Origin of the sequence: Bradyrhizobium sp. HKCCYLRH2015 (assembly GCF_051168215.1) — a bacterium.
Taxonomy (GTDB): domain Bacteria; phylum Pseudomonadota; class Alphaproteobacteria; order Rhizobiales; family Xanthobacteraceae; genus Bradyrhizobium.
This window is the reverse complement of the sequence record NZ_JBNPUO010000006.1, coordinates 190,789-211,839: the sequence shown is the minus strand read 5'-3', so window position 1 is coordinate 211,839 and position 21,051 is coordinate 190,789. Positions and strand designations below refer to the sequence as shown.

Below are 21,051 nucleotides of genomic sequence, written 5' to 3'. Positions count from 1 at the left end.
CCTTCTTCTTTTTCGTTGACTTGTTCGGTCGTGCGAGTTCGGATCTGGATGCCAGTGGCCCGGATGAGACCGGGTCGAGCTCTGGAATTTGCGATGCGCATGATCTTTCGCTGCGACCCCGTCCTTGCGGATCACCTGCTGCGACCGGTGCCGGCCCGAACCATGCTGCCGGAATGGTTGCGCCAGATGCCGGCCTCGGCGCATTCGGAGCTTCACGGGCGCGACATCCGCACGGTCAAGCAGTGTCCTCCCTTTGTCGACGCGATGGCCTATGGCGTGACGATTCTGCTGCCCTGCGACGTCAGGGTCGAGCGCGGCGCATTCGCCTGGGAATGGGACATTCCGGCGCCGGCGACCAAGGGACATCCGCGTGCGCCGTTGAGCTTTCATGTCGCAGCCCAATTGGCCGGTGCGCCGTTTGCGTCGGACAAGCAGGCGGCCATCAAGTTCAATTCCTTCTGGACGATCGAGTGCGAAGCCGGGTGGTCGCTGTTCGCGACGCATCCGATCAACCGCGAGGACCTGCCGTTCCGGACCCTGTCGGGCCTGGTCGATGCGGATCGCTTCCACGACGGCGGCATCAATTTTCCGGCGCTCTGGCTCGATCCAGATTTCACCGGCATCCTGGCCAGGGGAACGCCGGTGGCGCAATGCTTTGCAGTATTGCGCGAGCCGCCGCAGCTCGTGTTCGAGCCGCTCGACGACGCGCAGCGGGATACGTATGCCGGGACGGTCGCCGAGGTGCTCGCGACACCAAACGTGTACCGCAAGAAATTTCGCGCACGCCGCGGCCGCCTAACCAGCTGAGTTCAGGGCGCGCTTCAACGCGGCAGGGTCGATCCAAAGTCGGCCATGCGGAGCCGAGGTGAGCGCCATGGCGATGGCACCGAACATCTGTGGGCGAAGCCGATAGGCACAAGCATAGGCCTGCATTGCCGCGTCGGGGTCGCCGCTCTCCTGCAGGACGATGCCGAGATTGAGCGCCGCTTCGGCGTGATCCGGCCTTATCGCCAGCACGCGGCGATAGGCTGCGGCAGCTCCCGCGAGATCCGCAACATCCTGTCGCACGAGGCCGAGATCGAACCAGACCGAGGCCGGCGCAGCCGGGTTGGCTGCCCGTTCGAGGACGGTCCGTGCCGTATCGAAGTCGCCGTTCTCCCAGGAAAGACGTCCGAGCCGCGCTAGCGCTTCGTCGTGCTCCGGTATGACCTTGAGAATCGCCAGCCAAGCTGCCCGCGCCTGGGCTGCCATTCCTGCCTGATCGAGAATGCGCGCTTTTTCGATGAAGACATCGCGGCGGGGTGACAGCGCGATGGCGCGGTCGACATGGGCGAGCGCGCGCTCGAAATCCTTCCCCACCCGCGCGATACGCGCCGCAAGCAGCCGAGCTGCGGCATGGTCCGGCCGGCGGGCCAGACTGGCCTCGATGCGCAACCGTGCTGCGGCGTTGTCCTCGACCGCGAACAGCACTGCGGCAAGCAGATGGCTCAACATCGGTTCGTCTGGACTTTGCTTCAAGCCCGTTTCGCACAGCCGTTGCGCCTCTGCCGCGCGCCCTGCGTTGAAGGCGGCCGTGGCGCGTCGCGCGATCTCTTCGGTGGTTTCGCTCATATTCACGATCATATACGGTCGGGCCGGACAACTGAACTCGGGTGCCGGCTCCGGACTCATCGTCCGCGGTGATGCGAGCGGTGCCCTCGCCGGCTCGAGCTGGGCGAACTTGAGGCCGATGCGCACCACCGTAGCGCAGCAACCGCTCGCGCCCGTTCCATCCGGGAATTCTTCCCATCGGCCTGGGGACATATTCCATGAGGCAAGTGTCTTGAAGCTGCCGAGAACAGGCGGCACTCTCGGCTTGCGAACAGTGCAGCCGTTCCATTGCAGCTCTGCCCGGGTATCAAAACCAAGAGCCCTCCGGGGAGAACGGTGGACGGCACGGGGCTCCGCGGCTGCATCGAGGACCCCCAAGGTCCCTTACAGGGAGTACGGCCATGGATCAGGCGCACATCGCCAATATCGCGAGCACGCTGCCGGAGGCGTTGTCGCCCTGGACCATGTTCATGCAGGCCGACATCGTCGTGAAGTCGGTGATGATCGGCTTGGCGTTGGCCTCGGTGGCAACCTGGACGGTGCTGGTCGTCAAGACCATTCAGCTCCGCTCGGCGCTGCGCACGGCCCGCGGCGCGCTCGGCATCACCATGGCGGCCCGCTCCTTGGCCGATGCGACAGGACGCATTTCGGCCGATGAGGGTGTCGTCGGCCGACTTCTCGCCCTGGCCGACGACGAGATCGACAAGTCGCGCGGCCTGCCTGCCGACGGCATCAAGGAGCGCGTCTCCTGGCAGTTCGAGCGGATCGAGGCGGCGGCAGTGGCGCGCATCGGCCGCGGCATCGGCATTCTCGCCACCGTCGGCGCCGTCGGCCCGTTCGTCGGCCTGTTCGGCACGGTCTGGGGCATCATGAACAGCTTCATCGGCATCTCGCATGCGCATACGACCAACCTCGCGGTGGTGGCGCCGGGCATCGCGGAAGCGCTGCTCGCGACCGCCTTCGGCCTCGCCGCCGCGATTCCCGCGGTCGTGATCTACAACCTGTTCGCGCGCGCCACCGGCGGCTATCGCGCCGTCATCGCCGATGCATCGGTGGCGGTGATGCGGCTGCTCAGCCGCGATCTCGACCGGCAGCATGCGGGGCCCGCCGAGGCGCGGCGCAGCGCCATCCGCGCGGTCGAGGCGCCGATGCTGTCGATCGCCAATCCGGCGGAGTGAGCCATGGCCGTCAAGCTCGCCCGGCGCACCGACGAGTTCGAGGAGACGCACGACATCAACGTGACGCCGTTCATCGACGTCATGCTGGTGCTCCTGATCATCTTCATGGTCGCCGCGCCGCTCGCCACGGTCGACGTCCCGGTCAACCTGCCGGCGATCTCGGCCGAGCCGCAGCCGCGCGCGGAGACGCCGGTCTTCGTCACCTTCAAGGCCGACCGCTCGCTCGCCGTCGGCGACCGGAGCGTGGCGCAGGCCGACATCGCCGCCTCGCTCGATGCCGCCACCAAGTCCGATCATGAGCAGCGCGTGCTGCTGCGCGCCGATCAGACGCTGCCCTATGGCGAGGTGATGGCGCTGATGAACACGTTGCGCCGCGCCGGCTATACCAAGGTCGCACTCGTCGCACTGGAAGACCGGGGCGCGCAGTGAGCGTCCTGACGCTCGATCCGTTCGAACACGAGCAGCGCCGTGAGCGGACGCTGTGGACCATCGCCGCGCTGGTGGTGGCCGCGCTGCATGTCGGGCTCGCCGTCGGCTATCTGCTGCTGCGCCCCGCGCCGCAGGGGCGTGCCCAGGCGCCGGCCTTCGACGTCGTGTTCACCCCGGCGGTGGTGAGCGAGCCGGCGCCGACGGCGCAGGATGCGCCGGCGTCCGAGCCGCCGCCGGCGGAGCCGCCGAAGGAAGAGCAGGTGAAGGACGAGCCGGTCGCGCGTGAGGCCGTCGCTGAGCCTGTCCCGCCGGCTCCCTCCGAGCCGGAGCCGCAGGTCGTGGCCCAGCCTGACCTGGAGCCGGATGTCATTCCCTCGCCGGAGCCCGCGCCCCAGGTCGCCCTCGCGCCCGAGCCGCCGCGTGCGGACGATGTCGTTCTGCCGCCGCCGCCACCACCAAAACCGATCGAGGCGAAGCCGCCGGAGCCGAAGCCCGTTCCCGTGCCCGAGCGTGTCGAGCGCAAGCCGGTCGAGAAGAAGGAAACGAAGGAGCGGGCCGAGAGGAAGTCCGCACCGCCGAAGCCGGCTGCGGCGCCGGCGGCCCGGCCTTCACGGGTCGCGTCGGCGCCCAATCCCGGCGAGGACAGCGTCGGGGCGCGCGAGGGCCAGGCCAGTTGGAACGCCGAGGTGGTGGCGCAGATCCGCCGCGCCGCGGCCTATCCCTCCGACGGCAATGGCGCGAGCGGCACCGTCATGCTGAACGTCGTGATCGATCGTAACGGACGTCTGCTGTCGCGACGGCTCGCCGGCAGCTCGGGCTCACCGGCGCTGGACCGCGCGGCGCTGGGCATCATCGAACGCGCCGCGCCGTTTCCGCGCTTTCCGCCGGCGATGGCGCAGACGCAGGTCTCGCGCACGGTGCCGCTGCATCTGAGGCCGCGCTGAACGCGGCGCCATCCGGAGCTACGTCCGGTGGCGCTCCGTCCCGCTATTTGCTGCACTCGGTCAGATCCGTATCGCGCACGACGAACTGCGCGCCTTCCTTGAGCTCGATGTTCTTGGCGACGCAGGTGCGGCCGCCCTTTTCGGACAGCTTGATGTCGTAGCGGCCGGACTTCACGCCGACCAAGGTCATGCGCTCGTTGTGGTCGACCATGCCCTCGTCGTCGTTCTTGCACTGGTCGGCGCCCCAGGTCTTGGTGCCCGCGGCCGCCAGGTACATCTTCACGATGGTCTGGCCGGTGCGATTGAGAAAGCGCGGGCCGTCCTCGGCGGACGCGGCGGAGCCGGCCAGCATGAGAAGCGCGCAGGCGGTGACGAGGCGACGCATGACGAGTGTCCTTTTCTTATGATTGGTCACGGGATGAAGGCGCGCGGATCAGAAATCCTTGCCGATGCTGGTCTTGACGGCGAGGCCACGCGAGGCGTTGGTCAGGCCGTAGCCGAGGCCGAAGCTGAGCTCGAAGCCCTTGAAGCGGGTGTCGGCGACTGCGTAGAGCGTCTGCATCTGCTGATTCCAGGGCAGGATGTAGCCGAACGGTCCGAGATTGGAGAAATGCTCGATGCCGACGGTCCAGCGGTCGCTGAGGCGCTTGACGAAGCGCACCGACGGCTCGAACGCCGAGCCGGCGCCGTCGATGCCGAAGGTCATGTTGGCGTTGAAGATGAGCTGATAGTCGTTGGGCAGGTTGACGCCGATGATCGGCGTGAACATCTGCGCCACCCGCGGCGTGGCCTCCTGCACGAAGCGCGGCGCGCCGGGCTGGCCGGCGCCGGCCTTGTTGGCGACCCACAGATCGGGCGTCAGGCCGCCCTGCGGCGCCAGGATGGTGCGTGACACCAGGCCGAGGAAGACGGTGCGCTCGAGCCGGTCGCCCTGGATGAAGGTCTGGCGAATGGTGACACCGCCGGATTGGAATGAATAGCCGGGCACGCCATTGTCCATCACGTTGCCCAGCGCCATCGGCACATTGGTGCGGGCAAAGGCGTAGGGCGAGGTCAACGCGATCTCGTACCATTCGGTCGGCGAGTAGCCGATCTCGGTCTCGCCGGTGACCGCACGCTGCGGCACGCGGCGTCCGCCGTTCTGTTGCGGATTGAAGGTGGTCAGATAGCCGAAGCGCTGCTCGACCTGGAAATGTCCGGGCGAGGCCGGGTCATTGCCCTGGATCTCCTCGGCCGCTGCACCGAAGGGCGCGAGCACGAGAGCACCGGCAGCCATGTACAATCGCGATCGTCTTTTTGCACTCCTGGCGATGCCGTTCGGCTGCATGTCCCCGCGCTCCCTTCAACTGATGAGCTAGCGAGTCGGCGGGGCGAAAACATGCGGGCCTGTCGGCTGAAAGATGACGCGATCGGGAAACGATCAGTCGTTGAATGCCGCATTTGCTCCGGCCTTTCCTGTTTCGGTGAGGAATAGGGATGTTTTGGCAAGTCGAACGGGACATTTTGACCGAGACAATATGGCGGCCATTTCGCGAGTGAATCTCAACACGGTGATGAATGTGGCGTGTTGCAAACACATTGAGGTCATAGAGCGAGGAAAACATCGGTTGCAGCATGCATTGCTGATCGCCGGATCAGCCAGAGAATGGACACGCCCGTGCTTCACACACCCGGTCATCGCCGCCGCTTGTCCGCTCAGCCGATGCCGCTCGGGCTGATAGTTGCGCTCCTCCTGTCCACGCTGCTGCCGGACGGACGCGCCTTCGCGGAGGAGACGCTGCGGGACCAATTGGAAGCCTGGTGGAGTCAAACCCACGCCGGCAAGAGAAGTCAGGTTGGGCAAGCCCAACACGCGTTGTCGGGGAGCGATGCCAAAACCGCAAGGCATGTCGCCAAGCGCAGACGCCACGTCGCCAACGCCCGGGCCGAGGCGGAGGGAGGCACCTTCGACCACGATAGCGGTCCGCGTCGCGACCGTCCGGGGAGATATTTCCTGCACGGACCGAGGTTCTAGTCCCGACGCTCTTGCGGGAATTTCCCGGGCGTCGCGTTCTTGCACTTGCGAAATGACAGGGCCTCCCATACGTCAAAGCGATGTGTGGCGCGTTGCCGATGAAACCAGCGACGCTCGCATACGTTGTTTTCGTGCCCTTCATCGCCGCCCCTCGGACGGCGGAGACAAAGGATCAATTCGATGAATTGGAAACTGATGATGACAGCCGCTGCCGTCGGCATGGCCGCGATCGTCGGCACGTCGACGATGGCTGTCAGTGCACCGGCCCCTTCCAAGCTGCTGACCGCGATCGACCCCGACAAGGACGGCACCGCCGACATGAGCGAGGTCCGCACGGCCGCCGGCGCGCTGTTCGATCGTCTCGATCGCGACCATGACGGCACGCTCGACGCCAAGGAGCTGCGCGGCCGCGTTTCGGCCAAGGATCTCAAGGCCGCTGATCCCGACAATGACGGCACGCTGACCAAGGACGAGTATCTTGCGCTGGTGGAAGGCCGCTTCAAGGCGGCCGATCCGGACGGTGACGGCACGCTCGATTCCAAAGAGCTGAAGTCGGTGGCCAAGCTGCTGAAGTGAGACATCGGTCCGCACTGGACCGACGCGACATAGACATGAGCCGGAGGGCCTGTGACGGGAGACCGTCGCAGGCCCTCGTCTTTCAGGCAGATGCTCGTGGCGGGCCGGCAGGAAGGCGATTGGCCCTCACATGCTTGGGCGGGACATTTCCACTGCGAGACGAACCAAGTCGGGCAGGCTGCGGGCCCCGAGCTTCTGACGCAGCCGGTAGGTCAGGTTGATGACGGTCTTGTAGCTGATGCCGAGATGGTCGGCGATCGCCTGATAGGATTTCGCCTCGGCCAGCAGCGCAAGGGCCTGGCGCTCGCGCGGGGTCAGCGCAGGGGCCGCCATGCCGTCCGGGTCGGCGCGGAGCAGGGCGATGCGGGTGGCGAGTTGCGGATCGAGATAGGTGCCGCCGGCCCGAACCTGCTCCAACGCCTTGGGCAGCTCGTGCGGCGGCGCGTCCTTGAGCAGATAGCCGCTGGCGCCGGCGTCGATCGCCGAGCGGACGATGCGCGGATCGGCATGCATGCTGAAGACCAGGATCCGGGCGCGGGGATCGTGCGACCGCATGCGTTCGATCAGATTGATGCCGCCGAGCTCCTGCCCGTGCAGGCGCAGATCGACGATCGCGACATCCGGCCGGTCACGGACATAGGCTTGGTATCCGCTGTCGGCATCGTGTGCCTCGGACAGCGCGCGGATCCCGGCTTCGTTCAGCAGCCAGCGGCAGGCCGTGATCACGACCGGGTGGTCATCGACGAGCAGAACGCGATACATCCGATGAAGGTCTTGTCCCTATGGCGCCGACGGCGCCGATGCTTCCTCTACCATGTGAGTTCCCTTGCAAACCAGGATCGGGTGCAACAGTGCGGCCGAGGCTGGGAGATAGCTCGGCGAATTGATCGCCACTTTCCGGATCCGGGAAGATTGTCCCTAGGGGCCGAAGAATATTGCCCGTTGCGACGAACTGGAGGGCTGTTTACGAATGTTAAGGTTCGTAAACGGGTAAATCGACCAGTTTTGGTGCGGGTGGGGCTCAGGGGCGTGGGCTGTTGCCGGAACCGGTCGACAAGAAACTGGGGGACGTCTTGACCAGACTGTCGGCGCTGAAGAGCGCGCTTCTCGCGACGTGTGCGTTGCTGCCTACGGCTGCGTTCGCGCAGCAAACCCTGCAGACCATCGAGGTGGTCGGCGTCTCGCCCGTTCAGGGCAGCGAGATTGCGAAGGACAAGATTCCATCCAATGTCGAAACCATCGGGGCGCGGGAGCTCGACCACAGCCGCGCGCCGACGCTGCTCGACGGTATCCTGCAATCGGTGCCCGGGGTCTCGCTCAGCGACCAGACCGGCAACGCGTTTCAGCGCGACCTGAACTACCGCGGCCAGACCGCCTCGCCGGTGCTCGGCACGCCGCAGGGCATCGCCGTCTACCAGAACGGCACCCGCATCAACGAGGCCTTCGGCGACGTCGTGAACTGGGACCTGATCCCGGAAATGGCGATCGCGCGCATGACGCTGATGCCGAACAATCCGCTGTTCGGCCTCAACGCCACCGGCGGCGCGCTCTCGATCGAGATGAAGAACGGCTTCAACTACCAGGGCGGCGAAGCGCAGCTGTTCGGCGGCTCGTTCGGCCGGATCCAGTCGGGCGCGCAATACGGCTGGAACAATGGCACCTATTCGACATACATTGCCGCGGAAGGCGCCTATGACCGCGGCTGGCGCGACTATTCGTCGGCCTCGCAGATCCGGCGCATGTATGCCGATTTCGGCGCGCGCGGCGACAACACCGAATTCCACCTCTCCTTCACCGGCGCCGACAACAAGCTCGGCTCGGTCGCGGCGACGCCGATCGAGATGCTGAATCAGCGCTGGTCCAGCGTCTACACCTGGCCGCAGTCGCTGCGCCTGCAGATGCAGATGGTGCAGGCCAGCATGAAGTGGGCGCCGACCGACACGCTCTCGATCCAGGCCAACGGCTACTACCGCAACTACAAATCCGCGCGCATCGACGGCAACGGCACCGAGGTTGCGGCCTGCGACCCTGCGGGCGCGTTCCCCGGCGAATTCTGTCTCAGCGATGCCGCCGGCACCGAGTTCCAGATGAACCGCAACGGTCCGACCGTCAACACGCTGGCGGGCGATGCGGCGCTCGGCCAGATCGACCGCAACACCGTCAAGACCGACAGCTATGGCGGCTCGCTGCAGGCGACCTCGACGACGCAGCTCTTCGGCCATGACAACCATTTCGTCGTCGGCGCCAGCGTCGATCACGGCAATACCAACTTCCAGGCCACCTCCGAGCTCGGCACCATCGACAACAATCTGTTCGTCACCGGCCTCGGCGTCTACGTCGATCAGCCCAATGCCGGCCTCGCCCCGGTCAACCTGAACGCCAAGAACACCTATCTCGGCGTCTACGCGACCAACACCTTCGACATCACCTCGCAGCTCGCCTTGACGGCCGGCGGCCGCTTCAACTGGGCGCAGATCAATCTGCGCGACCAGACCGGCTTCGCGCCGCTGCTGAACAGCGACAACAACTTCCAGCGCTTCAACCCGGTGGTCGGCCTGACCTACAAGATCACGCCTGATATGACCGCTTACGCCGGCTACTCCGAGGCCAACCGCGCGCCGACGCCGCTCGAGCTCGGCTGCTCCGATCCGGCCAATCCCTGCCTGATCGACAACTTCCTGATCGCCGATCCGCCGCTCAAGCAGGTGGTGTCGCGCACCGTCGAAGGCGGCCTGCGCGGCGAGATCTCCGGCGGCCGCTCGGCCTACGCCGCCGATCTGCCGGCCTATCGCAAGGCGCCGATCAAGTCGGTGGCGGTTGATGACGGCTGGCGGCTGCGCTGGGGCCTCAGCCTGTTCCGGACCGAGAATTCCGACGACATCATCCAGGTCGTCGACCCGGCCAACCCGGTGCGCGGCTACTTCAAGAACGCCGGCACCACCCTCCGCCAGGGTGTCGAGGCCAAGCTCGATCTCGCTTGGAATCGCTGGACCGCATACGCCAACTATACTTTCATCGACGCCACCTTCCGCAGTGCTTTCGACGTCAACGATCCGTTCCTCGGGGCGCCGGTCGGTGTCGTCTCCGGCAACCACATTCCCGGCATTCCGGCGCATCGCCTGAAGCTCGGCGCGGAATATGCCGTGACCGACGCCTGGAAGGTCGGCGCCAGCGTCAACTATGTCGGCAGCCAGTACCTGTTGCACGACGAAACCAACGTCTATCCGAAGGTTCCGGCCTACTGGGTCGTGAACGTCAACACGTCCTATCAGGTGACCAAGAACGTCGAGGTGTTCGGCCTGATCCAGAACCTGTTCAACCAGCGCTACTACTCGGCGGGCACCGTGTTCGACCCTGCCGGCTTCAACACCGCCGGCGGCGGAACGGCGTTCGCGTTGAACGATCCCCGCAGCATGGTGCCGGGAATGCCGCTCGCGGCCTATGCCGGCATCCGGGCGAAGTTCTGAGCCTTAGCCACGGACCACCAGCGACGCATAGGCGCATCCGCGCCGCGCCACGGCAGCCCCCACCGTGGCAAGAAGGCCGGGAGAAATCCCGGCCTTTTCATTTGCTGGTCGGGGTCTTGCAGGTGCCGGAACCACGAGCGCGGAGTTCATCTCTGCGATGTCCTTCGCGGTGGAGCGGTCTGCCGTCCTCGTCGTCAAGTTTCAGATCTGGCGGGAGAGCGGTGCTTCAAGCGAAGCCGCTTATGATGATTAATCGAATTACTATGGGACTAATTCCGCTGTTAGTTGGACAATGTCCCGTGCGTTCATAGAAAAGTTCGCCTTGCTGGTTCCTGCCAACGTTTCGATACAATCGGTCATCAACAAGAAGCCGTGTATTGCGTAACGTGGGGCGTCAGGTGAAATCAAAAAGCAAAAAGCGCAGCGAGGCGGCTGCCGCTAGTTTCGTGTTGTTGTCGACATGGATGGTCGTCGGCGAGGCAAGGGCCGAGTGCACGACGCCGGGTGTCACGGTCACCTGCAGCGGGAGCATCTCCTCCGCGATCACCGTGTACGACGCCGCTGCGGCGACAGCGACGCCCTCGAGCGGCAGCAATTCTTATACGCCGGCGAACCCGGTCTTTCCAGCGACCGGCTACAATCCCAACCCTCCCACGACGATCGTCACGCTGGACTCCACGGCCGTTCGCAATCTCACTACGAACACCCAGACCGGCCTGGCCGATCGCGGCATGATCGCGGCCAATTTCTCCAATGCCGAGGATCCGGCGGTCAACAACGTCATCATCAACAATGCCGGCTGGCTGAGCCTCACCACCAGCCAGCTCAGCGCCGGCCGGCTTCACGTCGTCGTCGCCGACAGCCAGGTCAACAAGTTCACCGTCAACAACACCGGGACGCTCGCCGTCACCCAGAATGTCTTCGGCGCGTTCGATGCGAGCAAGCTGAGCGTTTCGATCGGCGCTACGGCGACAGGCCGGTACAACGGCACCAACCTCGCGGTCATCTCGGCGCTCTATTCCGACGACAACACCAACAGCTTCGTGGTGAACAACCGCGCCGGCGGTACGATCTCGGCGACCGGCAACTATGCCGCTGCCTATTACGGCCGGGCCGACACCTCGATCACCAACTCCGGCACCATCGCCAACACGAGCTGGACGGCGGCGAGCCGCTTCTACGACGGTCACTGGGCGATCGCAGCGTTCGCCGGCGCCGAGTTCGATACCGTCCCCGGCAGCAATCCGGATTCGCCGCTCTACAAGTTCGACTCCAGCGGCAACGTGACGGTGACGGAGACCAAGGCGCTGACGCTGACCAACAATGCCAGCGGCGTGATCAAGGGCGACATCCTGGCGCTCGATACCAATCCGCTGACCACCGCCGCCGGTCTCGCCGCAGGATCGACCTTCCCGCTGACCGGCAGCGGCTCAAACTCTGGCCCGCGCGACAGCGTCATCGCCAATGCCGGCCTGATCCAGGGTAACCTCTATCTCGGCTCGGGCGAGCATGACATCACCAACAGCGGCACGATCTCGGGATCGATCTCGGTCGACCAGAGCGCCTCGCGCGGCTCCTTTGCCAAGGCGACCGCGGGTACCGTCGCCGGCACCTATAGCAGTTCCGGCTCGGGCATGGATGCCAACGGCAACGCCTGTCCGACGGCCGGCACCAACACCACGGACCCGCTCTGCGCCGCCAGCAACAACCAGGCGGCGACGTTCTTCGGCGCCCGCACATTCAATCTGGTTAACACGGGCACGCTCGGCGGAGACATCACCATCAACGACGAGGATGGCGCCACGAATGCCATCCTGCTCAAGGGCACCGGCTTCAGCGGCAACGTCGTCGCGCAGAACGGCCTCGGCAGCAATTCGCTGACGCTCGACGGCGTGACAAGCCTCGCCAGCATCGTCAATTTCGGCATGCTGGACCTGATGAAGTCGCAGGTCGCCGTGAGCGGCGGGGCCGGCGTGCAGTTCGTCGATGGCGCCGTGCTGCGGACCACGATCTTCGGATCTGGCGGCACCGCGGCGGCGCCGTCGACCAGGATCGGCAACATCACGGGCGCGGTGACCTTTGCGGGCGCGGGCACGGTCGCGCCGACGCTTCAGGGCATTGTGCGCCATGGCGATGTCTACCGCGTCGCGACGGTGGTGTCGGCGACGCCGCTCGACGTCGATTTCTCCGGCGCGCTGGTCGGTTTCACGGCCGATACGTCCACCGGGGCTCTGCTGCTGAATGCATCCGTGCGGTCGCCCGCGACCATCGCCGGCATCTCGCCCTCCAGCCTCGCCGCGCTGAACGGATTGCTTGGCTACAGCGGCAGCAACGCGCAGGTGCAGGCGCTCGGCGGCGCGGTGCAGAGCCTCGGCACCGACAGGGAGGTGCGCAGCGCCGGCGATCAGTTGCGTCCGTTCGTGAACGGCGCCCAGGTCCAGGTGCCGCTCAGCACCGCATCGCTGTTCCAGAACCAGATCGACAACCGGCTGACGGCCGCGGCCGCATCGCCCAATTCGCGCGTCGCCTCGGCGTTCGCCGACGACACCGATCCGCTCACCTCGATGCTGATGGCCTTCAATGCGACCAAGGCCCGTCCGACGGTGAAGGCAGCGCTGGCTCCGGCCATCGCGCCCGAACCGGAACGCACCGTCTGGGGCAGCCTGATCGGCACCAATGCGTCGCAGCGCGACGTGGCCGGTGTTGCCGGCTACAGCGGCAATACCGGGGGGCTCGTTGCCGGCATCGATCAGCGGATCGATGGTGCCTTCCGCGTCGGTGCCGCGTTCGGCTATGCCACCAGCGCGATGGACGATCGGACCGCCGCCGGCGATGCGGTCGGGATGCAGCACTATCAGGGCACGGTGTACGGTGCCTATGTCCAGCCGTCCTGGTACGTCAACGGCTCCGCCGGCGTCGCGCTGGTCGACTACACCACCACGCGCCGCATCAACTTCGCGGGCTTCACCGATACCGCCTCCGGCAGCCACAAGGGGTGGCTGACGCTGCTCCGCGGTGAATTCGGTCTGCCCGTGAAGGTGGATCAGGCCGTGCTGACGCCGTTTGCCGGCGTGACCTATGCCCGCCTCGATCAGCAGGCCTACACCGAGACCAGCACCGCAGGTGCTGCGCTCGCGATCGCCAAGCAGACCACCAATTCGGTGCGCTCGAACCTCGGCCTCCGCGCCTCGGTTCCGTTGCTGGTGACCTCGACCTACGGCTTCGGCCTGGAGACGCTGGCGGCATGGCGGCACGAGTTCGGCAACACCGCGCAGAACGTGACCGCAAGCTTCGCCGGCGGCGGCGCGACCTTCTTCGCCGTCGGACCGTCGCCCGAACGCAACCTGGCCGAGCTGGGCGCCGCGCTCAAGCTGGTGGCATTCGGCGAGCGTCAGTCGATCTCGCTGGGCTACAACGCCGTGGTCGGCAGCCAGTATCTCGAGCAGTCGGCGGTGCTGAAGGTGCGGGCGGAGTTCTGAAGAGTCCGCCTTTGGCAGAGCCTGCGAAGCACGACGTCGAAGAGGCCGGGAGCAATCCCGGCCTTTTTGTCGCTGCATCGTCGCAGCGCGCGGCGCGACGCGTCTCCGCTGCCGTGGGGTGAACAAAGGCGCGCGCGACACTGCATGCCGCGAGCTGAACTCCATCGCGCACCGTGCCCACCATTCCCTCCGGTTGCGCGGGTGCACGGTGGGCACGCGACGCCTGCGGGGCGGCCGCTTTGCCCACCCTACGCAGCCTGCATGAATCGTCGAGGGGCCTGCTCACGCCGGGTCTCGGGCAATTATCCCGCTGGCCTCGTGAGCGGGATCGTTGCCTGCTCTTGGAATTTACGAAGCATCGCGATTAGTTGCTGCTGGCCTCCGTCAACTACGAACTTCCGCCACAGAAGCCGACCAGCTATTGCGCATCGTATCGAGCAGCGAGGTGTGCACATGAGTCGTAGATCTTCAAGCCTTGTATCGATCGTCTCATTATTGGTGGATGCCGTTCGCCGGCCCCACGTCCGCCGTTGGGTACGAGCGACGATCTCGGTCGCGACTCTCGCCGGCGGTATAGGTGCGCATTCTCTGCTGCTTGGCGATGCGACGGCGCGCGATCTCGACGGGCGTTATGCCAATTCTCCGCTCAAGGGCTGGTTCGAGAGTTTGCGTTCGGGCAGGGGGCCGTGCTGCTCGGATGCGGATGGCACCGCGCTCTCGGACACGGATTGGGACACGAAGGATGGCCGCTATCGTGTCCGCATTGAAGGCCAATGGTGGGTCGTTCCGGAAGAGGCCGTGGTGACTGAGCCCAATCGCGCCGGCCGGACGATGGTATGGCCCGTGTATTATCGCGAGCTGAATACGGGCCTGCGCATCGATGTGCGCTGCTTCCTGCCGGGCAGCATGATGTAGGTGGGGATGTGCTGGATCGCAGGGCTGTAGGGTAGGCAAAGGCGCGCAAGCGACATGCTGCGTCAGACGCGGTCTCTTGCGCGCCGTGCCCACCATTCCCTCCGCTTGCGCGGATGCACGGTGGGCACGCGCCGCCTGGCGGCAGCGCTTTGCCCACCCTACGAGATGACGATTACTCCGCCGCTTGCGCCGCTTTCAGCGTCGGATAGTCGGTGTAGCCCTTTTCGCCGCCGCCATAGAGGGTGGCGCGGTCGAGCTCGTTGAGAGCTGCGCCCGTCTTGAGCCGCTCGACCAAGTCGGGATTGGCGATGAACGGCCGACCGAAGGCGATCAGGTCGGCCGCGTTGGCATCGAGCTGCTTGTTCGCGAGCGCGAGGTCATAGCCGTTGTTGGCGATGTAGGTGCCGTTGAAGCGCTTGCGCAGCGAGGCGTAGTCGAACGGTGCAACGTCGCGCGGGCCGCCGGTCGCCCCCTCGATCACGTGGATGTAGACCAGATTCAGTGCCGCGAGCTGGTCGACGATGTAGTCGAACAGCGCCTGCGGATTGGAATCCGAGATGTCGTTGGCCGGCGTCACCGGCGACAGACGGATGCCGGTCTTGTCGGCGCCGATCGCCTCCGAGACGGCCTTGGCGACCTCGAGCATCAGCTTTGCGCGGTTCTCGATCGAGCCGCCATAGGCGTCGGTGCGCTTGTTGGCGCCGTCCTTGGCGAACTGGTCGAGCAGATAGCCGTTGGCGCCGTGGATCTCGACGCCGTCGAATCCGGCCTCGACGGCATTCAATGCGGCCTGCTTGAACGCCGCGACGATGCCGGGAATTTCCGCGAGTTCGAGCGCGCGTGGCGCCGAGACGTCGGTGAAGGCGCCGCCGACGAAGGTCTTGGTCTTGGCGGCGACGGCCGAGGGCGCGACCGGCGCGCCTCCGTTCGGCTGCAGCGAGACATGGGAGATACGGCCGACATGCCAGAGCTGGATGAAGATGCGGCCGCCCTTGGCGTGCACCGCGTCGGTCACCTTGCGCCAGCCGGCGATCTGCGCCTTGGAATAGATGCCGGGCGTGTCCTGATAGCCCTGACCCTGCTGCGAGACCTGGCTCGCCTCGGAGATCAGGAGGCCGGCCGAGGCGCGCTGGGCGTAGTACTCGGCCGTCAGCGGACCAGCGGCGAGGCCTTCAACGGCGCGGTTGCGCGTCAGCGGCGCCATCACGACGCGGTTGGCGAGGGTGATCGGACCGAGCTGGTACGGCTCGAACAGTTTGGATGCACTCATCGGGGTCTTTCCAGGAGGGAGGAGGAGGGGGTTCAGGTCAGTTGTGCATTGCCGCGAACAGCGCAATGCCGGGAGGTATCCGTCCGGCGCAGACGAGCCGCGCGATGGAGCGGCCGCGACTGGCCGTCCGCTGGACAGCCTGTCGCAGTCCACGAAAGGGGATCAGGCCACGCCCAGGAAGTCCCGCTTGCCGATGTCGACGCCGTTGTGGCGGAGAATGCCGTGAGCGATCGCAGCGTGGAAATAGAAGTTGGGAAACGAGACGCGGTTAACGAAGTCCTGCCCCTTCAGGGTCAGGGTGGTGTTGGGCCCGCTGGGAAAGGTCACGTCGCGGCTATCGGCCCCGTCGAACTGCGCCGGCGTGAACGCCTTGAGGTAATCGACGGTCTTGGCGAGCCGCTGGCGGAGCTCGGCGAATGTCGTCTCGGTGTCGGGCGTGCTGGGGATCTCGCTGTGGGACAGCCGCGCGCACCCCTTGGCGGCGAAGTCGCAGGCGAGCTGGATCTGCTTGGAGAGCGGCAGCATGTCCGGATACAGGCGTGCGCCGAGCAGCACCTCGGGGGCGATCTTCCTGGCTTCGCAATGGGCCTCGGCCTTGCTGAGCAGGCCGGACAGGCTGCCGAGGATCTGGAGGTAGGCCGGGACGGTCGAATCGTAGAAGGACATGTGATGCTCTCTCTTGGCAGGAGACGTCGCGACGAAAGCGCGCGCCCTCGGAGATGGGGCGGCGTTCAAGAGAATGCAACTGCATCTTTCTCGCATTTTGGGGCCGCCGCGCGCTTCACCTTGGCGGCCTGCGAGAGCTCCGCTCTGTCGACCACTCGCATGGAAGGGGGGATATCCGCGAGAACGGGGGGCGCGGGCATGCGAACGAGCCGCCGACCGTTCGGAATGGACGGCCGCATGTCCGACGGAGAGACCTCATTGACCAACTCATGGCAACGGACTTTGGGGGCCACTGTGTTTGCCAACACCTCGGACTTGGCTTAGTGTCCGTAAGCCCCACGCCCTGCCGTAAGCAGGTGTGAAGCTCCCCGCCACGACGGAACATGGGCAAGTGAGGCTTGGCGCATTCTGGCGCCCTTTCGGTCGTGTTCCCATGAGAAGCAATCCCGCCGCTTTCGGCAGCGGTGCAGCCATTGGCACCATAGGCGGCCTTATCGGCCTCGGCGGTGCCGAGTTTCGTCTGCCGCTGCTCATCAGCGCGTTCAAGTTTCGCGGTCTCGAAGCTGTGATTTTGAATAAGGCGACCAGCCTCGTCGTGGTGGCGACCGCACTGCCGTTCCGGGCTCGCTCCGTACCGTTCGCCGCGATTGGTGCGCATTGGCCGATCATCCTCAACTTGCTGGCTGGCAGCCTCATCGGCGCATATGTCGGGGCATCTTGGGCCACACGCCTCAAGTCCGAAACGCTCTACAAAATCATTGCCGTTCTGTTGGTCGTGATTGCTGGCGTGCTGCTGTTCGCGCACGATGCCACAACGGCCACCATGCCGCCGCTGACCGGTGCATACTTGATTATCGCGGGCGCGGTCGCGGGCTTCGCCATTGGTGTTGTCGCGTCGTTGCTTGGCGTTGCCGGGGGAGAGTTTCTAATCCCCACGCTGATCCTGTTGTTCGGTGCCGACGTGAAGCTGGCGGGCAGCCTTTCGCTTGCGGTAAGCCTTCCGACGATGGTGGTGGGTTTCGCGCGCTACAGCCGCGACCAAAGCTTTTCAGCACTGCGCGCCAATTGGCCGTTCATGCTCGCTATGGCCGCGGGATCAATGCTTGGCACGTTCATCGGCGCCTTCCTTCTTGGCTCTGTGCCGAGCGCAATTCTCCTGCCGGGACTTGCCGCGATTTTGGTGATCTCAGCGGTAAAGGTCTGGCGGCACGAGTAAGACCGTGCTTGCGGCTACCATGTCTCTTGTTGGCCCAAGGCAGCCGCCTGGCATCCCGGCCTTGGGAGTCCACTGTCCGGACTAGCTAGGGCCGACATGACGGACGACAGGTCGTGATCCGGAGCGATCATTTGGCTCTTGGGCGACGCCCGACATCGCGCGCCGATGTGGGTTCACCTAGCGCGTTGCTGTTGCCGAAGCTGGTGCGGCCTGCGCGCGCGGCGCGCCGCGCATGCGTACGAGCAGCTCCGCCGTTGGCCAGGAATCCGCCGGCAGCCCGAGCCGCAGCTGCATCGTCTTGACCGCCGTCCGGCTCTGCTGTCCCAGCACGCCGTCGACCTTGCCGACGTCGAAGCCGGCCTTCACCAGGAGTTGCTGCAGCTCCTTGATCTCGTTGAACGGCAGTTGCGCGACGGGACCGGCTGGCTTGCGCATCGGCGCTGCGCCCGCGATGCGGGTGGCGAGATAGGCCGCCGTGGTCGAATAGATCAGCGAGTTGTTCCACTCGGTGTAGGCGGCGAAATTGGCGTAGGCCAGGAACGCCGGGCCGTTGCGGCCCATCGGCAGCAGCACCGAGCCTTCGAGCGCATCGTTCGGCAGCGGCCGGCCATCGGCATAGGTCACGCCGAGGGCGGTCCATTTGCTGCGCGGCGCCTTGACGGTGAGGTCGGCCTGCTCCCAGGGAAACGTCTGCGGCACGCGGATCTCCTCCAGCCACGGCTCGCCGCGGCGCCATTTCAGTCCGGTCGCGATGTAGTTGGCGGTCGAGCCGATCACGTCGGGCGCGCTGCGCAGGAGATCGCGGCGGCCGTCGCCGTCATAGTCGACGGCATAGGTGACGTAGTGGGTCGGCAGGAACTGGGTCTGGCCGAGCTCGCCAGCCCAGGAGCCGATCATCTCTGACGGCGTGAGATCGCCGCGGTCGATGACCTTCAATGCGGCGATGGTCTCGTTCTGGAAGCGCTCGCTGCGGCGGCAGTCATAGGCCAGCGACACCAGTGACGGCAGCACCGGCAAATTGCCCATGTTGGCGCCGAAATCGCTCTCCAGACCCCAGAACGCGGCGATGACCGCCGGGGGCACGCCATACTCCTTCTCGGCGCGCGCGAACGCTGCCGCGTGCGCCTTGATGTGCTGCTGGCCGTTCTGCATCCGGTAGGGCGCGGCCATCCGGCCGGCGAACTCGGTGAACAGTTGACCGAACACGCGCTGGCCGCGGTCGCGATTGACGATGCCCTGGTTGTAGGTGAGGTAGGGCGAGGCGGCCGCGATCGCGCTCTGAGACACGCCTTCGGCAATGGCACGCTGCTTCAGCTCGGCGAGAAACCGGTCGAAGCTCTGGCCGTTATGGCAGGCCGCGGCGCGCATCGATGGCGCCGGCTTGGGCCGCGGCGCCGCAGCCTCCGGCGCCATTTGCGCGGTGGCGCTGACAACCAGCATGAACGAGGTTGCGAGCGCGCTGAAGGTGACGCGCAAGGCAGTCGAAGAGCTTCGCATCCGGTCTCACCGATGGCTGTCTAATTCCTTGTCCATCCATCGATATCCGATACGGAGGGAAAGGAAAAGGCGAGGGGGAAGCGAATGGTGGAAAGGGGCGAATGGCGAATAGGGAGTAGCGAATAGGGGATGAGGAAGCCCCCATTCGCTACTCGCCCTCTTCACCCAACCTTCGCCAGCGCCGCCTGGGCCTCGCTCTGGATCCGCTTGAGATGCTCGGCGTCGCGAAAACTCTCGGCATAGAGCTTGTTGACGTCCTCGGTGCCGGAGGGGCGCGCCGCGAACCAGCCGTAGTCGGTCTCGACCTTGATGCCGCCGAACGACTGGCCGTTGCCCGGAGCCTTGGTATGCACCATGCGGACGGGATCGCCGGCGAGCTCCTTCAGGTTCAGCATTTCCGGCGTCAGCGCCTTCAGCGCCGCCTTTGCCGGCGGGCTCGCCGGCACGTCGATGCGCTCATAGACCGGCGCGCCGAGCTCTGCCGTCAGCTCCTTGTAGAGCTCGCTCGGGTCGCGGCCGCGCCTGGCCATGATCTCGGCCGCGAGCAGCCCGAGGATCAGGCCGTCCTTGTCGGTGGTCCACACCGTGCCGTCGCGCTTCAGGAACGAGGCGCCCGCGCTCTCCTCGCCGGCGAAGCCGAAGCTTCCGGAGCCGAGCCCTTCGACGAACCATTTGAAGCCGACCGGCGTCTCCACCAGCTTGCGGCCGAGCTTCTGCGCGACGCGATCGATCAGCGAGCTCGACACGATGGTCTTGCCGATGGCGGCGTCGCTGCGCCAGTCGGGCCGGTGCGCGAACAGATAGGAGATCGCGGTCGCCAGATAGTGGTTCGGATTCATCAGCCCGCCCGAGCGCGTGACGATGCCATGGCGGTCGGCGTCGGTGTCGTTGGCAAACGCGACGTCGAAGCGCTCGCGCATGCCGATCAGGCTCGCCATCGCATAGGGCGACGAGCAGTCCATGCGGATCTTGCCGTCCCAGTCCGCGGTCATGAACCGGAAGGTCGGATCGACGAGATCGTTGACGATGGTGGCATTGAGGCCGTAGCGCTCGATGATCGGCGCCCAATAGGCAATCGCCGCGCCGCCGAGCGGATCGATGCCGATCTTGATGCCCGCGGACTTGACGGCCTCGAGATCGACGGTGTTGGCGAGATCGGCGACGTAGGGCGTGATGTAGTCGTAGGTGTGCACCGAGCCGCTCTGCTTGGCCCGGCTGTAGCTGATGCGCGATACGCCATCGAGGTCGTTGGCCAGATAGACATTGGCCTGCCGCTCGATCTCGCCCGTCGCATCGGTGTCGGCGGGGCCGCCATGCGGCGGATTGTATTTGTAGCCGCCATCCTCCGGCGGATTGTGCGACGGCGTGATGACGACGCCGTCGGCGAGATGCGCCGTGCGGCCCTTGTTGTAGGAGATGATGGCGTGCGAGATCACCGGTGTCGGTGTGTAGCCGCCGTCCTTGTCGATCATCACCTCGACGCCATTGGCGCCGAACACTTCGAGCGCGCTGGCCAGCGCGGGCTCGGCCAGCGCGTGGGTGTCGATGCCGACGAAGAGGGGGCCGTCGAGGCCCTGCTGGCGGCGGTAGTCGCAGAGCGCCTGGCTGGTGGCGAGAATGTGGTTCTCGTTGAAGCCGGTCTTCAACGACGAGCCGCGATGCCCCGACGTGCCGAACGCGACGCGCTGGGTCGGCTCGTGCGGGTCGGGCTTCAGCGCATAATAGGCCGTGATCAGCCGCGGAATGTTGGCGAGCGCAGCATTGGCGATCGGCTTGCCGGCTGCGGGGTCTGTCTTGGCCATGGAGCATC

General features: G+C 65.8%; 17 protein-coding genes. 9 read left to right on the top strand and 8 right to left on the bottom strand.

The annotated features are described in order from the left end of the window. The first annotated feature begins 93 nt into the window (after nt 1-93). Nucleotides 94-807 carry a hypothetical protein gene (locus ACQR1H_RS17490; RefSeq protein ID WP_315802872.1) on the top strand — a complete coding sequence of 238 codons (714 nt, stop codon included), beginning with the start codon at nt 94-96 and terminating at the stop codon, nt 805-807. Here ACQR1H_RS17490 and ACQR1H_RS17485 read toward each other — a convergent pair. Further along, a complete protein-coding gene (locus ACQR1H_RS17485) occupies nt 796-1,611 on the bottom strand; it encodes a tetratricopeptide repeat protein (RefSeq protein ID WP_316217360.1) in 816 nt (271 codons plus the stop codon). The genes ACQR1H_RS17490 and ACQR1H_RS17485 overlap by 12 nt on opposite strands. Nucleotides 1,612-1,991: 380 nt before the next feature. On the opposite strand from ACQR1H_RS17485, the gene exbB reads away from it, so the two are divergent. Genes exbB through ACQR1H_RS17470 form a run of 3 tightly spaced genes read left to right on the top strand, consistent with a single transcriptional unit; the run spans nt 1,992 to nt 4,141 of the window. Further along, complete coding sequence (gene exbB / locus ACQR1H_RS17480; RefSeq protein WP_315802738.1) at nt 1,992-2,768, top strand: tonB-system energizer ExbB; 777 nt, start codon at nt 1,992-1,994, stop codon at nt 2,766-2,768. A gap of 3 nt (nt 2,769-2,771) precedes the next feature. Continuing rightward, complete coding sequence (gene exbD, locus ACQR1H_RS17475; RefSeq protein ID WP_434892986.1) at nt 2,772-3,197, top strand: TonB system transport protein ExbD; 426 nt, start codon at nt 2,772-2,774, stop codon at nt 3,195-3,197. Continuing rightward, on the top strand, nt 3,194-4,141 hold the full coding sequence (locus ACQR1H_RS17470) for a TonB family protein (RefSeq protein ID WP_434907914.1): 948 nt from the start codon (nt 3,194-3,196) through the stop codon (nt 4,139-4,141). Before exbD ends, ACQR1H_RS17470 begins: the two co-directional genes overlap by 4 nt. Nucleotides 4,142-4,184: 43 nt before the next feature. On the opposite strand, the gene ACQR1H_RS17465 is transcribed toward ACQR1H_RS17470, so the two are convergent. Beyond that, nucleotides 4,185-4,526 (bottom strand): hypothetical protein, encoded by a 342-nt coding sequence (locus ACQR1H_RS17465; protein WP_434907913.1) that lies wholly within the window; start codon nt 4,524-4,526, stop codon nt 4,185-4,187. A gap of 48 nt (nt 4,527-4,574) precedes the next feature. Beyond that, complete coding sequence (locus ACQR1H_RS17460; protein WP_316217355.1) at nt 4,575-5,417, bottom strand: hypothetical protein; 843 nt, start codon at nt 5,415-5,417, stop codon at nt 4,575-4,577. A 957-nt stretch (nt 5,418-6,374) separates the two neighbouring features. Between ACQR1H_RS17460 and ACQR1H_RS17455 the strand changes: the two genes are divergently transcribed. Next, entirely contained in the window at nt 6,375-6,731 is a 357-nt protein-coding gene (locus ACQR1H_RS17455) for an EF-hand domain-containing protein (RefSeq protein WP_434874681.1), read from the top strand. Between the two features lie 126 nt (nt 6,732-6,857). Here ACQR1H_RS17455 and ACQR1H_RS17450 read toward each other — a convergent pair whose 3' ends face one another. After that, on the bottom strand, nt 6,858-7,493 hold the full coding sequence (locus tag ACQR1H_RS17450; RefSeq protein WP_434874664.1) for a response regulator transcription factor: 636 nt from the start codon (nt 7,491-7,493) through the stop codon (nt 6,858-6,860). A 311-nt stretch (nt 7,494-7,804) separates the two neighbouring features. On the opposite strand from ACQR1H_RS17450, the gene ACQR1H_RS17445 reads away from it, so the two are divergent. From ACQR1H_RS17445 to ACQR1H_RS17435, 3 genes are all read left to right on the top strand, one after another. Then, the gene (locus ACQR1H_RS17445; protein WP_434907912.1) at nt 7,805-10,198 is read left to right on the top strand and encodes a TonB-dependent receptor; all 2,394 of its coding nucleotides are present in this window, start codon (nt 7,805-7,807) and stop codon (nt 10,196-10,198) included. A 398-nt stretch (nt 10,199-10,596) separates the two neighbouring features. Then, nucleotides 10,597-13,677: an autotransporter domain-containing protein gene (locus ACQR1H_RS17440; RefSeq protein ID WP_434907911.1), complete on the top strand. Its 3,081-nt coding sequence runs from the start codon at nt 10,597-10,599 to the stop codon at nt 13,675-13,677. A 546-nt stretch (nt 13,678-14,223) separates the two neighbouring features. Then, nucleotides 14,224-14,592 carry a hypothetical protein gene (locus ACQR1H_RS17435; RefSeq protein ID WP_409997934.1) on the top strand — a complete coding sequence of 123 codons (369 nt, stop codon included), beginning with the start codon at nt 14,224-14,226 and terminating at the stop codon, nt 14,590-14,592. Between the two features lie 172 nt (nt 14,593-14,764). Here the strand turns inward: ACQR1H_RS17435 and ACQR1H_RS17430 are convergent, their stop codons facing one another. Beyond that, nucleotides 14,765-15,862 (bottom strand): alkene reductase, encoded by a 1,098-nt coding sequence (locus tag ACQR1H_RS17430; protein WP_434907910.1) that lies wholly within the window; start codon nt 15,860-15,862, stop codon nt 14,765-14,767. Nucleotides 15,863-16,024: 162 nt separating this feature from the next. Then, nucleotides 16,025-16,528, bottom strand: coding sequence for a DUF1993 domain-containing protein (locus ACQR1H_RS17425; protein ID WP_316178084.1), 504 nt, complete (start codon nt 16,526-16,528; stop codon nt 16,025-16,027). Between the two features lie 433 nt (nt 16,529-16,961). Between ACQR1H_RS17425 and ACQR1H_RS17420 the strand changes: the two genes are divergently transcribed. Next, the gene (locus tag ACQR1H_RS17420; RefSeq protein ID WP_434907909.1) at nt 16,962-17,744 is read left to right on the top strand and encodes a sulfite exporter TauE/SafE family protein; all 783 of its coding nucleotides are present in this window, start codon (nt 16,962-16,964) and stop codon (nt 17,742-17,744) included. Nucleotides 17,745-17,921: 177 nt separating this feature from the next. Here the strand turns inward: ACQR1H_RS17420 and ACQR1H_RS17415 are convergent, their stop codons facing one another. Both ACQR1H_RS17415 and pgm read right to left on the bottom strand, forming a co-directional pair. Continuing rightward, the gene (locus tag ACQR1H_RS17415) at nt 17,922-19,157 is read right to left on the bottom strand and encodes a lytic murein transglycosylase (protein WP_434907997.1); all 1,236 of its coding nucleotides are present in this window, start codon (nt 19,155-19,157) and stop codon (nt 17,922-17,924) included. A 245-nt stretch (nt 19,158-19,402) separates the two neighbouring features. Next, the gene (gene pgm, locus ACQR1H_RS17410; RefSeq protein ID WP_434907908.1) at nt 19,403-21,043 is read right to left on the bottom strand and encodes a phosphoglucomutase (alpha-D-glucose-1,6-bisphosphate-dependent); all 1,641 of its coding nucleotides are present in this window, start codon (nt 21,041-21,043) and stop codon (nt 19,403-19,405) included. Nucleotides 21,044-21,051: the final 8 nt, after the last annotated feature.

Excerpts from the sequence above, each read along its gene's own strand:
- ACQR1H_RS17465 (WP_434907913.1), bottom strand. The coding sequence starts at position 4,526 with ATGCGTCGCCTCGTCACCGCCTGCGCGCTTCTCATGCTGGCCGGCTCC.
- ACQR1H_RS17430 (WP_434907910.1), bottom strand. The coding sequence starts at position 15,862 with ATGAGTGCATCCAAACTGTTCGAGCCGTACCAGCTCGGTCCGATCACC.
- ACQR1H_RS17420 (WP_434907909.1), top strand. The coding sequence starts at position 16,962 with ATGAGAAGCAATCCCGCCGCTTTCGGCAGCGGTGCAGCCATTGGCACC.
- exbD (WP_434892986.1), top strand. The coding sequence starts at position 2,772 with ATGGCCGTCAAGCTCGCCCGGCGCACCGACGAGTTCGAGGAGACGCAC.
- ACQR1H_RS17450 (WP_434874664.1), bottom strand. The coding sequence starts at position 7,493 with ATGTATCGCGTTCTGCTCGTCGATGACCACCCGGTCGTGATCACGGCC.
- ACQR1H_RS17455 (WP_434874681.1), top strand. The coding sequence starts at position 6,375 with ATGGCCGCGATCGTCGGCACGTCGACGATGGCTGTCAGTGCACCGGCC.
- ACQR1H_RS17490 (WP_315802872.1), top strand. The coding sequence starts at position 94 with ATGCGCATGATCTTTCGCTGCGACCCCGTCCTTGCGGATCACCTGCTG.
- pgm (WP_434907908.1), bottom strand. The coding sequence starts at position 21,043 with ATGGCCAAGACAGACCCCGCAGCCGGCAAGCCGATCGCCAATGCTGCG.
- ACQR1H_RS17485 (WP_316217360.1), bottom strand. The coding sequence starts at position 1,611 with ATGAGCGAAACCACCGAAGAGATCGCGCGACGCGCCACGGCCGCCTTC.
- ACQR1H_RS17460 (WP_316217355.1), bottom strand. The coding sequence starts at position 5,417 with ATGGCTGCCGGTGCTCTCGTGCTCGCGCCCTTCGGTGCAGCGGCCGAG.
- ACQR1H_RS17415 (WP_434907997.1), bottom strand. The coding sequence starts at position 19,157 with ATGGCGCCGGAGGCTGCGGCGCCGCGGCCCAAGCCGGCGCCATCGATG.
- ACQR1H_RS17425 (WP_316178084.1), bottom strand. The coding sequence starts at position 16,528 with ATGTCCTTCTACGATTCGACCGTCCCGGCCTACCTCCAGATCCTCGGC.
- exbB (WP_315802738.1), top strand. The coding sequence starts at position 1,992 with ATGGATCAGGCGCACATCGCCAATATCGCGAGCACGCTGCCGGAGGCG.